Raw genomic sequence first — 12337 nt, 5'->3', positions numbered from 1 at the left:
GCATCAGTCGTTTTCTACCAGAAAATGCGCCTCGTGATCCGATCAATCTCCGATTGCACTTTTGCGAGCTTGCCGCGCCATTCGTCACTTTTGTTCCTTTGGGCGAAGTCCTCTTTCAAGGCAATCACTTCCGTTAATAAGGGCTTTGCATATAAATTTGCGGCCACCCCTTCCAAAGAATGGATCATACGGAAGGCGGAGCCCGGATCGTCTCCGAATTCTTCTTCCATCATGGATTGAAATGATTGATAATTCTGTTTGAACTTGCTCAAAGCGCTTTGTAAAATATAAATTTTTCCGCCCATTTGTCTTATAGCTTTTTCAACATCAATACCCTGCAGGCTTGTTATGCATTTGAACCGGATCCACTTGTCAAGCGTCTCTGACAATTGTTCGATATCCACCGGTTTTGTCAATATATCGTTCATTCCTACAGCCAGACATCTTTCGTGATCCTGTCTCATCACATTGGCCGTCAAAGCAATAATGGGTGTGCGATCATACGCTTTGTTCTGACGAATTTTCCGGGCGGTATCGAAGCCGTCCAGCTCAGGCATATGCAAATCCAACAGAATGGCACCCCATGCTTGATTGTCCAACATCCTTAACGTTTCCGCTCCGTCGCCCGCGACTGTAACGGAGTACCCCTTCTGCTGCAGCAGCTCGCAAATGACGAACTGGTTAATCTCATTGTCTTCGGCAACCAATATAGGGTCTGCGGTTGTTGTTTGAATCGGGGGAAGTGAAGTTCTCATATTACTGGGCACTTCATATTCCGCTCCCGAGGCATCGGAACGTCGCAGTCCGGCAGCCGTTTCGAATGCGCGAAGCAATTGGGAGCGGGTAAACGGTTTCACAAGAACAACATCCGCCCAATGCGCCTCGTGCGGCCTGAATATCTCTTCTCTTCTTAATAAGGTCGTGAGCGCGATTACTTTGGTGTTTCGCCTTTTGATCAGTTCCTCGAACCAGCCCCTCACCCCGAAGCTCAAGCCATCCGTTTCAGCATCGACGATCAGAATATCGGTATCTCCCGCGCTTGCAGCACCATGCCGTTCCATGCTCTTCAGCATTTCTTCATAGGTGGAGAATGTATACGCCTCCAGGCCAATCGATTCGAGCATTCGTTCAAGATGAACTCTCATCAGGTCATTGTTCACGACCACGAGCACCCGGAACGCTTCATAACGCGGCTCTATTTGCGCGGGCGCTCCCAGTTCGGACACCTCCAGAGGAATGCTGAAGAAGAATCGGCTTCCCCGGCCAAGCTGGCTTTCCACGCATAGCGTTCCCCCCATCGATTCAACCAAGTGCTTGCATATGACAAGGCCCAGCCCTGTTCCGCCATATCTTCTGCTTGTGGATATATCCGCTTGGGTAAAGGGGGTGAACAGTCTCATGAGCTGTTCCTCCGAAAGACCGATGCCGGTATCCGACACGGAAAAAGATATCCGGGCCTGCTGCCCTTCCTCTAATCCCATGAGCTCAATCTTAAGCCATACATAACCTTCATCCGTAAATTTGAAGGCGTTGGAGCACAAATTGATCAACACCTGCTCGAGCCGGAACGGATCGCCGATAACCGGCTCCGGCAGATCGGGGGCGATATCGAAAATCATCTCGACAGCCTTGCTGCCGAGCGATACGCTAAAGGCATCCGCCATTCGGGTGCCGATATCCTCCAGCCGGTACGCTATTTTTTCCAGTTCCAGCTTTCCGGCTTCAAATTTCGAGAAGTCCAGCACGGCATTGATCATGCCCAGCAGCGTTTGGGAAGAGGAGTTGATCTTATCCAGATAATCCTTCTGAACCGGCGACAACTCGGTCTTATGCAGCAGCAGGGACAAGCCGATGATGCCGTTAAGCGGGGTCCGGATTTCATGGCTCATTCGGGCAAGAAACTCGCTTTTGGCGCGGCTGTTTTCATCCGCCTCGATCCTTTTTACCAGATCCGTTATGTCCTTGGTTATCGCAAATGCCAGGATCTGACCTTCCGATTCGAAGTAGGTGATCGACTTTTCGACGATATACGTTTCGTTCAGATGGTTGAGGAGTCGCGCCTGGAATTGTAACGGAGTTCTGTCCATGACGGACTGAACAATCCGAGAGCGAACCTCCTCATCTTCGTATTTTGCAAAATGACTTATTTTTTGATTTCTCCACGACTTGTCGGACTGGCCCATTATGCCGATCATACGCAGGTAAGCCGGATTGGCATCGAACAATCTGCCTTCTTCGTCAAAAATCGATATGCCGACAGGGGAATCATTGAACAATATCTCGTAACGCCTGCTCGCGCTGGCCAAAAAATCGTAGTTGACCATCGCGTAACGGACCAGCAACGGAAACAATAAAGTGCCGAACGGAGTTATGAAATCGGCATCGATGAGAGAGCCGGGCGGAATCACGCGTGCGACCACTGTCTGGGACAGCACCACCCAGATCATCTCCAGCACGATTCCCGTGGCGAGGAGCCTGATCCATTTGCGTTCCTGAACGTTCCATTTTTTCGATCTTAGTCTTCGGTGGGCAAGCGTTAACTGCAGCAAAAAGTGGATTGTACTATAAAGCGTTACGATTGCCATCAACAGCTCCAGCTTTGGATCTGCCGCATGCGTCCTCCATACCGCGCCGGGCCGCAGCACAATATGCGTCCACGACGCGCCCGACAGGAAGCAAACAAGCCCCGCAACCGGAGGCAGCGCAAGGGCGTGATACAGGATACGGGAGTAGGATCGCCGGCAAAACACCTGAACGAAATAGACGCCAACGATCATGTTCAAGAAATACGAGGGGTATTCGATATATTGAATCGCATACGCAGCCGAATTTTCCGGCAGTACATAGGTCAAATACTTGCCAAGAAACTGGAAGCTGTGAGTCAAAACATAAAGCGCCGTTAACCGATGAAGCAGCTTTTGCCTGTTCCGCAAATAGATTTCAGCAGCCAAATAGGCCAGGATAAGAAACGGTGCAAACAGTATAAGCAAAGACACGATAAGCTCTTTCATTTCCCCCCCGCCTTTCCTTGCATTTGGCCAATGAACGTCTAATACTTACAAAGCGTATCACTTCTTGTCGAATGATGAAATGGACGATATTGAAATGTTCATATGGATATTGGGTCACATTAGAACGTCCCGCCAATTTCCCTGGATACGGCCGCTTGCATCCAGCTTAGAAATTCCGGCTCAGGCATCGGGCGCCCAATCCAGTAGCCTTGCGCAAAGCTGCACTCGAAACGGTTCAGAAGCTCGAATTGCCGCTTCGTCTCCACCCCTTCAGCCAAGACTTCGATACCCGACAAGCCGGATAATTTCACGATCATTTGAACGACTTCGGCATCATGCGGGCTGGTTTCGATTTCCCGAATCAATGACTTATCCAGCTTGACCGTCCGAAAGGGGAACTGGCTCAGCATGCTCAGCGACGAATAACCGGTACCAAAGTCGTCAAGCGCCAAATTCACGCCGGATTCGACAATCTCGCGGCATATCAGAAGCGACAGTTCCAGGTCTTCAATAGCCGAGCTTTCCGTAATTTCCAGGCAAAGATTGCCGGCCGGAAAGTTCTGCTCCCGCAGGATATCGGCCACTTTGGACGCAAACTGCCGTTCCTTCAACTGCCTCGGGGAAACGTTGACGGATACGACCAGCTCGGGGAAACCCGCGTCCATCATTCTTTTCCCTTCTTCAATACCCTTCCGGAGAACCCAGTCGCCGATCGCGACGATCAACCCGTTCTCTTCGGCTATGGGAATAAACACATCCGGCGAGACCGGGCCTAGCTCGGAGGAGTTCCACCTCAGCAGCGCTTCCACCCCGATGATCCTGCCGGTCCCCAAATCGATTTGCGGCTGGTAGTGAAGCGAAAATTCGTCCCCTTCCAAGGCGGTCCAGAGTCCGTTCACAAGTGCAAGCGCCCGTTCGGAGTCTTCTCTCTGCGCCGGCATAAACATCTGATAACGGTCTCTTCCCGCTTTCTTCGCGGTATACATCGCGATATCCGCGTTCCGGAGCAGTTCTTCCGCGTCGCATCCGTCCCGCGGGGCGATGCTGATGCCGACACTGGCTCCGATCAGATACTGGCGATTCAAGATAAGGTAAGGCTTTCGGATCTGATGAATCAATTCGCTTGCGAGCGCTTCCGCTTCTTGCTCCCAACGTACGCCGGGCAGCAGAACGGCGAATTCGTCTCCGCCCAATCGGGCCACGCAGCCATTCTCCGGCACCGCCATCCGCAGCCGTTCCGCCACCTTCCGCAGCAGCTCGTCTCCGGCGAAATGGCCGAGCGTATCATTCAACCATTTGAATTGGTCCAGATCGATCATTAACACGGTCAAACTGCTATCGGAATTTTCCAGAACTTGCAGTTCCGCTAACAATTGTTCGAAAAATTTTCTTCGGTTGCCAAGGCCCGTTAACTGGTCGTGCAGCGCCTGATCGATGAGCTTCTCTTCGGTTGACTTCTGCACGGTAATATCTTTCAAAATCTCAAAGGACCACACCTCGCCGTCCATTTCGAAAAAGGCGATGCAGACGTCGAGATCTAGCGTCCGGTTTGTCCTGCGCATTGTAATTCGGCGTTGAAGCCGCAGCGGCTTTCGGCTCGTTTTGGCCTCGATGAACAAATCCTTATTCAGCGGTTGTTCCAATGAATAATAAAGATCGGTTATGTACGTTCTCAGCCAACTTTTATCGGCTCTATCTTCAGCGATGCCGCTCATCCGCAAGAAAGCGGGATTGGCATCCATGATTCTTGAATCTTCATCGCATATCACGATCCCGTCCGATGCGTTCTGGAACAGAATCTCGTACCGTCTGCCCCCGGAAGATAGAAAATCGTAGTTGACCATTGCATAACGCAAGGCGCCGACATAAACGAATACCATATAGAAGGCGATCAGATCGTCGGAGAAGTACATGGTTAAACCAAGACGGTCGGACAAGGTTTGAAGGATTGCGATGCCGGCCATCATCGCCGCGATGCCGATGATAAACAGCCTGATCCGCTTTCTTTCCAGAACGGCCCAAGGTTTTGCTTTCAGCTTGCGGTACGCAACTCCAAACCACCACAAATTGAGCAGCGTCGAATAGGAGGACAGGGCGAACACCCATAGATTCAAGAGTTCGCCGCGCTCGTATGTCTTCCAGACAGGTTCCGATCGGACAGCAATCTCGAACCCCGGATATCCGGCCAGAACTGCCGCCAGTCCGGACATCGCCCCGATTGCCCCGATCCAGACCAGGAAAGACGGAATGCGATACCGGATAAATTTCCGCAGAAAGAAAAAGCCCGTCATTAAATTCAGAAACCAGGTGCTGCCGCCGAGATAATGTGCCGCTAAAAGGGCGCTTGCCTGAGGCAGCACGTTGATGAGAAACATACCGAAAAACATAATGGCGTAGGTAGCTACATGAATCGCGGTCCACCTGTGAAGCGCGCTCTTCCGGTCCCGAGAATGGATTTCCGCAGCCATGTAGAAGAGCAGAAGTACAGGCACGAATATGAAAAAGAGCGGCAAAAAAAAGTGGGCCATTCAGCTTGCCTCCAATCTGCTTACAATTTAAACCGGGAAATCAGTTCTTGCAGCTCCTGCATCAGAATGCCTAGGTTGGCCGAAGACTGGCTGATTTCATTCATCGCGGCAAGCTGCTCCCTGGACGCTTCAGCGACTCTATGCGAGTTTTCGAAAGATTCCCGTGCAATATTAGCCAATTCGCCAACCGATGCCATTGCCTGTTCCGTGCTTGCGGTCATCTCCTGGGAGGCCGCCGATACATCCCGGGCACGCTGCTGGATTTCGTTCATCTCGGCTGTGATCGTACCGAAGATCTCACCGCAAGCTTTGACGGACTCGACGCCTTCCGCCACTCCGTTCACGCTTACCGTCATCCGCTCGGCAGCGAGTGTCATATCGCCGCGGATTTCTTGAATCAGCTCCCGAATTTGATCGGAGGATGTTTTGGACAACGCCGCCAACTTGCGGATTTCATCCGCCACAACGGCGAAGCCGCGACCGTGCGCACCTGCCCGTGAAGCTTCGATCGAAGCGTTTAGCGCGAGCAAATTGGTCTGTTTACTAATATTTTGGATCACTTCGATCATGCTTCCGATCTCTTCCGAGCGCCCTCCCAGACGATGAATGACACTTGCTTCTTCATCGGCATTGGCGCTCAGGAGCGCCATGTGACGGATCGCATCCTGAATATTCCGGTTGCCCTCCTCCGTCCTCTCCTTCACTTCATATACCGAATCGGATACATTCCGGGCCCAGTCGGCGATCCGCTCGACGCCTACCGCTATTGTCGTTACGGATTGGGACACTTCTTCAGCTCCTCGTAACTGAGACTCCGAGCCTGACGCCGTCTCTTGTACGGAAAGCGCAATCCTCTCCGCCGAAGCGTTCGTTTCCTCGGCACTGGCGGTAAGTTGCTGCGAGGTTGCCGATACCGACGCGGCGTGTTCCGAGACAGTCTGAACCATTTCACGAAGTCTATCGACAGTCAGGTTGAACTGCTCCGCCATGCTGCCGAACTCGTCTTTGCCGCGAACTGCGAGCTTCTCGGTGAGAACGCCCTGCGCCAGCTTGTCGGACAGACGGTTAACCGCTTGAATCGGGCGGATAACAAATCGGCGCAGGATCGTCATAATGACCGCTACCAGGAGGACAAGCGCCAGCACGGCAACGGCGAGAGACAGACTGGCATTGTGGTTAAAGGTTTCCAGCACCGTGCTTTTCGGAATGACTGACTCGATATACCAGGCGGAATCGGAGCCATCCACCCTGATCGGTACAAATAATCGAAGCACCTGCCCCTTGTCCCCTGTTGTGTAGGATGACCGCAGCCCATGTTTCACGTTATTCCACAAAGCATGAAGTTCCGGCGTCTCATCGTAACCTTTAAACACCTTATCCGGTTTATCGCCATTGGCTATATAGGTCCCTGCCGCAGATATGATGGTTGCGTATCCGCCGAGCGGTTTCAACCGCTCGATCTGCGTCTGCAGATCGCCGAGCGCCATATCTGCGCCTACAATCCCCAGAAACTCCCCGTTTTTGTCAAGGATCGGCATCGTATAGGAGGTCATTAAAGTATCTTTCCCGTTAATGGGGTAGAGGTACGGCTCGATCCAGGATGTTTTTTTCGCCCTTTTCGGGATAAGATAATAATCGCCGATACCTTCCTTGTCATAATCCGCCAATGGCTCGTAATGAATATTGTTATCCATCCTTACGACATAGGGAAGGAACCGTCCAGTCTCATTGTCATAGTCATGCTTCTTGACATTCTCGGCGTCCTTGCCGTCGAATTTATTCGGTTCCCATAAGGTATAAACCGCCAGCAAGTCTTTGCGATCCTTCAACTCTTCGGTCAGAAGCCGAACGATTTCTTCACGAGTCAGTGATTGGTTCATGCTTGCTTGCAACACAACTTCCCGAAGCGTTGAAAGCATGGAAATCGTATCGCTCACTTTTTTCTGAAACGTGTCCGCTACCACGACTGAAGCTTCCCGCGCGTCGGACTCTCCCTGCCTAAGACTCATCTTATAGATTTGCCCCAGGTTTAAACCGATCAAGCTCCCAAAGGAAAGCATAAGCACAGTGCCTACCGTCAGTCCCAGCTTGGCGTACAGCCTTGCGTTTTTCCACCACTTCATCTTCTCGTCCCCCATCTGCCAAGCGCACCGCTTGACGGTCTAATCATCTTCTGCTACCAAGCGGTCGATATCTCCATTTGCACCGCAGATAGGTTAGTATGAGTCATCGATCAAACGATTTTTCTTACTTTGTCATCTGCTTTCAGGCTTGCCAACTCGTCCGTTTCGTTAAATATTGTGCGCAGCAATATAGCATTTAACTGCCGGGAAGAGCGAATGTCTAATTTCCTCATCATGTTATCGATATGGTTTTTGACTGTCTTCTCCGCAATAAAGCAGCATTGGGCAATCTCCCTGTTAGAAAACCCAAAGAACGACAGATAAACGAGGATTTCGCTCTCTCTGTGCGTCAAACAGTGGATATGGGCGAAATTGGTTGCCGCTTCGACGATTTTCCGCAGATACTCCTCCGAAACCAATTTACCTACCGCGCCATTAATTGTAATATGCATTGTTCTACCACCTAATTGATATTTATTTGAAGTTAATGCTTGTCGAGCAACACTTGCGAACGGGGAAGCCTCACGCTGTACAAGGAAACGGTTCAGGCTTCTCGCTTCCTCCCAAACCCATCCACCGCTGACGATGCACCCGTTCCGTCAAAGTGGAAGAACAGAAGCATTGACAAGCAAGACGCATAGCAAAGAGCCGCATGTTTCCGTCGCGGCAAGCTGTTGAAGGTATTTCGCCAGTAGATTTCAAAAGAGGTATTGAACAAGAATAGGACCATTATGATAGATCAAGGGACTTAGAACATTATAGGACAGGATTATGAGAGGATTGTTTTATTCGCTCTTAGTTTTTTATTAGTCTTTTAAACAAACGATTGATATTTTAGACCCATTGCTGGAGTTGACGATTCCTGAAACCGGCCTGATCATTTTTAGCACACGCAGCTCATAGAAAAGACGCCTCTTCGGTGTGGTAGTGATTGCTCGACACTCTCACTGTACCGAACAAAAAACTCATATGAAACAAAGAACATTTTTAAAACGCACATTGTATCTTATTAGATTAAGCGGGAATATGACTGACCGAGGAGATACTCCAAATGAATTACGCAGCAAACATTTGAAAGAGATGCCTTGGGGCTTTGATGAAGCCGCATGCAAGCGGGGATTCCATTTCGCTGTAAACCTTAAGGTATCGCGTCTGGCTTCGGGTCGCGTTTTCCATTAAATCGTGAAAGAGTGAGACTTACGCATGAGCATAATTTGGGAAGCATGGAACGTGAAAAGAAGTCGTTTGAACCGTTTATTTGTGAAAATTTCGGCCATTTCCATTCTTTGTATGATTATACCGTTATTGGTATCTTTAGTTTACGCCGTTTCTTCATCAACTCATTCGCTTGAATCCGAGGCAAGTTTTTCGTTGGTAAGCGCGTCTACTGAAAAGAAAACGCAGATCGACTTGGCCCTAAATGATTTCTTGAGGGTTGCGACGTTGATCGCTCAACAGCCGGCCATTGTCCAATTTTTTCAGGAAGTGAAAATGAAAGGGGAAATCGATGCTGAAAAAAAACAAATGATATCAAGTTATTTGGAAACGGTAATGAAGGGCGCTTCGGGGATGTATGAAAATGTCTTTCTGTCTTATGACGTCAAATTGTTGAATAGTACCGGAATTGGTGACGAGTGGTCACAATTGGCTGATGGTATTGGCGGAAAAAGCGAGGGCATTACTTTCAAGGTCGAAAAGGGCGATCCCTATTGGAATATCATGGTGAAGAAAAAATATATTGGCCAACCCGTTATTTCTCCCGTATCCGGAAGACCAGTTCTCCTCGTGGGGAGCACAGTCGATGATCCTCTTTCCGGCAAGCCGCTCTCAACCTTCTGGACGCCTATTGATTTACTGAATATGACTGACAAACTGATGAATAATACCTCCCAAGTAAATTTGAAGAACATGCTGATTGATTCAACAGGGCTTGTTCTTGCTTCCACAGATCAATCGCAAATTCTTAAGCTAGACTTGAGCAAACAATCGGGAGACCTGCAAGATTATTATGAAGCGTTAAAAAGCAAACGATCCGGGGTTGGCTATTTTACTCTGGGTGGCGTTCGATATATCGCAGCGTTCTCAAAATCCGACAATTCGGATTTGTACAACATAACTTACCTGCCGGTAAGTCAGTATGTATCCAAAGTGAAGAAGCTTCGAAACGGAATCTTCGCGGTCATTGCCGTCAGTGTGGTTCTGTTTGCGGTGATTCTTCTGTTCCTGTCTTATCGAATTGTCCAACCCATTCGTTTTGCCAGCTCCTATCTGCAAAAGGTTGCCACAGGAGACTTCACGAACCGGATACCGGATGGCTACTTGAAATCGTCGGACGAGACGGGCATATTAATGAACTCTGTGGCTGCGATGCAATCTTCCATAAGGAATATGATCGAAACGGTCCGTCAGGAAGAGTCCTTGCTGGGAACCTCCGTCTCGACTGTAAACCGCAATGTATCCGAATTAAAAATACAGATGGAGAACGTATCGGCGACCACCCTGGAAATGTCAGGAATTATGGAAGAGACGGCTGCCTCTGCCAATGTGATGAAAGCTGCTTCGATTGAAATCGGGCGCGTCGTTTCATCGATATCGAGCAAAACATCGGAAGGGGCAAAAGTTTCCGAAGAGATTAAACAACGAGCCGAGGAGATTCGTAAGAATGCCGTTCAGTCCAGCTTGAAGGCTTCCGACATTCAGGCTCGGGTTCGAACCGGCTTGGTTTCCGCAATCGAACAATCCCAAGCGGTAAAGCAAATCAACGGATTGACGCAATCCATTCTGGAAATCGCGAAGCAAACCAGCTTGCTTGCATTGAATGCTTCGATTGAAGCAGCAAGAGCGGGAGAAGCAGGAAGAGGCTTTGCCGTAGTAGCCGATGAAATCAGGAAGCTGGCGGAAAACTCCAAATCCGCTGCAAGTAAAATTCAAACCGTGACCCATCAAGTGGTTATTTCTGTTGAAAATCTGACGCAGCACTCGGAGAAGGTGCTTGATTTTATTGATGGAACGGTCATATCTGACTATCAGTTCATGGTTGACGCCGGTGAACAGTATAACAGGGATGCCGGAATCGTCGAGAATCTCGCCGCGGATATAAGCCAGGCGACTCAGGAATTAAACACTTCCATCCTCAACATGATGAGATCGATCCAAGAAATATCGACGGCGAACGATGAATCTGCGGAAGATGTGCAGGAAATCTCCGGGAAGGCTGCTGACGTTGCACAAATGTCGAACGAGCTAACAGCCATTGCGGCGGCAACGAACGAAAGCGCGAATAAATTAAAGTATATCATATCGAAATTTAAAGTGTGACCGACTTTTCCCGTCCAGCTGCCCTCTCCTCCAAATGAACAAGCGTCCTTATCATCGCCGATCGGTGGACGCCTTTGTTTTGTGTCATTCATGAAATTCGACAATAATAGACATAGACAGTTTATTCCTGACAATATATACTAAGAAAGTTAGGGGTTTTTTCGATTCTTATGATGACATATAGAGAAATGTTTGGTGGTGCCTTATGACCCGGGTTCTAATTATAGAAGATGATCAAGTCATTGGTCAGATGCTTTATCTATATTTTTCGGGAGAAGGATACGCGGTGCATCGGGTGGAGACGGCGAGAGCGGGGGTACAGGCTCTGGTTGATTATAATCCCGACGTTATTTTACTCGATCTGGTCCTTCCGGATTCGGAAGGAACCGAAATCTGCAGCGAATTTCGCGGGTTGACCGATGTTCCGGTCATTGTCGTTTCCATGAATGAAAAAGTGGCCGACCGGATTAACGCGTTAGCCTCGGGAGCGGATGACTTTATCTGCAAACCCTTCAGTATGCAAGAACTGAAAGCGAGAATCGAGACGGTGCTTCGCCGGAAACCCGGCCGCGTCCAAGCGGCCGAAAGTCCGAACCGGCTTATGGCCAAAACCGATAAATTTGTTTTGGATTATGAGCGCAGGCTCCTCTTTGCTGACGGGATGAAGATAGAGATGACTTATTCCGAGTGGGAGATTATGAAGCTTTTCTGCACCTCTCCGGAAAGGGTTTTTGCACGCGAAGAATTAATTAACGCAGTCAGAGGCGTTGATTCTTTTATCAACGATAGGTCGATTGACGTACATATCATGAATTTGCGTAAAAAAATCGAGGAAGATCCGAAGAACCCTCGCCATATCAAGACGGTTTGGAAGATCGGTTATAAGTTTATTATGGAATGACGGCAATCGTCGTCATGTCGTCTCGCATTGGACCGTTACTTCGCTGCGTGAGAGACGGCTTGCAGAAACCGCGCATCCTCTACCGGCTTGATGACAAAATCGTAAGCGCCTGACAGGATCGCTGCTCTAACCATCGTTTCTTGCCCCATGGCTGAAATCATCAAAATTTTCGCACTCGGATCCTCGGCCCTTATTTCCTTCACCGCCGCAATGCCGTCCTTATTCGGCATCGTAATGTCCATCGTCACTAAATCCGGATTCAACCGCTTGTACTTCGCGACCGCTTCGTTGCCGTCAGCCGCTTCTCCGACCACTTCATGACCCGCTCCCTCCAGCAGGCGTCTTAGCATCATTCGCATAAATGCGGCATCGTCCACAATCATCACTCTCATAACTATCCCAGGCTCCTTACCTATTTCTGTTATTTTTCAAACCAAGTCACGTGCGACGCCAGCC

7 protein-coding genes are annotated in these 12337 nt (G+C 49.5%); 2 read left to right on the top strand and 5 right to left on the bottom strand.

Translation table 11 applies throughout. The features are described from left to right. Nucleotides 1-14 precede the first annotated feature (14 nt). The 4 genes from GE107_RS15050 to GE107_RS15035 all read right to left on the bottom strand — a co-directional run bounded on the left by GE107_RS15050 (nucleotide 15) and on the right by GE107_RS15035 (nucleotide 8114). Nucleotides 15-3011 carry a response regulator gene (locus tag GE107_RS15050; RefSeq protein ID WP_219640794.1) on the bottom strand — a complete coding sequence of 999 codons (2997 nt, stop codon included), beginning with the start codon at nucleotides 3009-3011 and terminating at the stop codon, nucleotides 15-17. A gap of 119 nt (nucleotides 3012-3130) precedes the next feature. Further along, the gene (locus GE107_RS15045) at nucleotides 3131-5539 is read right to left on the bottom strand and encodes a putative bifunctional diguanylate cyclase/phosphodiesterase (protein ID WP_219640793.1); all 2409 of its coding nucleotides are present in this window, start codon (nucleotides 5537-5539) and stop codon (nucleotides 3131-3133) included. Nucleotides 5540-5559: 20 nt separating this feature from the next. Further along, nucleotides 5560-7662, bottom strand: coding sequence for a methyl-accepting chemotaxis protein (locus GE107_RS15040; RefSeq protein WP_219640792.1), 2103 nt, complete (start codon nucleotides 7660-7662; stop codon nucleotides 5560-5562). A gap of 110 nt (nucleotides 7663-7772) precedes the next feature. Then, nucleotides 7773-8114: a response regulator transcription factor gene (locus GE107_RS15035; RefSeq protein WP_219640791.1), complete on the bottom strand. Its 342-nt coding sequence runs from the start codon at nucleotides 8112-8114 to the stop codon at nucleotides 7773-7775. 778 nt (nucleotides 8115-8892) lie between these two features. Here GE107_RS15035 and GE107_RS27175 point away from each other — a divergent pair. Then, the gene (locus GE107_RS27175; protein ID WP_219640790.1) at nucleotides 8893-10980 is read left to right on the top strand and encodes a methyl-accepting chemotaxis protein; all 2088 of its coding nucleotides are present in this window, start codon (nucleotides 8893-8895) and stop codon (nucleotides 10978-10980) included. Nucleotides 10981-11185: 205 nt separating this feature from the next. After that, nucleotides 11186-11881, top strand: a complete 696-nt coding sequence (locus tag GE107_RS15025; RefSeq protein ID WP_219640789.1) for a response regulator transcription factor — start codon at nucleotides 11186-11188, stop codon at nucleotides 11879-11881. A gap of 35 nt (nucleotides 11882-11916) precedes the next feature. Here the strand turns inward: GE107_RS15025 and GE107_RS15020 are convergent, their stop codons facing one another. Further along, nucleotides 11917-12273, bottom strand: coding sequence for a response regulator (locus tag GE107_RS15020; protein WP_255570494.1), 357 nt, complete (start codon nucleotides 12271-12273; stop codon nucleotides 11917-11919). Nucleotides 12274-12337 lie beyond the last annotated feature (64 nt).

Origin of the sequence: Cohnella sp. CFH 77786 (assembly GCF_019400745.1) — a bacterium.
GTDB lineage: Bacteria > Bacillota > Bacilli > Paenibacillales > Paenibacillaceae > Cohnella.
The sequence above is the reverse complement of the archived record's forward strand: the minus strand, read 5'-3'. Positions and strand labels throughout refer to the sequence as shown.

Excerpts from the sequence above, each read along its gene's own strand:
- GE107_RS15020 (WP_255570494.1), bottom strand. The coding sequence starts at position 12,273 with ATGAGAGTGATGATTGTGGACGATGCCGCATTTATGCGAATGATGCTA.
- GE107_RS15050 (WP_219640794.1), bottom strand. The coding sequence starts at position 3,011 with ATGAAAGAGCTTATCGTGTCTTTGCTTATACTGTTTGCACCGTTTCTT.
- GE107_RS15035 (WP_219640791.1), bottom strand. The coding sequence starts at position 8,114 with ATGCATATTACAATTAATGGCGCGGTAGGTAAATTGGTTTCGGAGGAG.
- GE107_RS15045 (WP_219640793.1), bottom strand. The coding sequence starts at position 5,539 with ATGGCCCACTTTTTTTTGCCGCTCTTTTTCATATTCGTGCCTGTACTT.
- GE107_RS15025 (WP_219640789.1), top strand. The coding sequence starts at position 11,186 with ATGACCCGGGTTCTAATTATAGAAGATGATCAAGTCATTGGTCAGATG.
- GE107_RS15040 (WP_219640792.1), bottom strand. The coding sequence starts at position 7,662 with ATGAAGTGGTGGAAAAACGCAAGGCTGTACGCCAAGCTGGGACTGACG.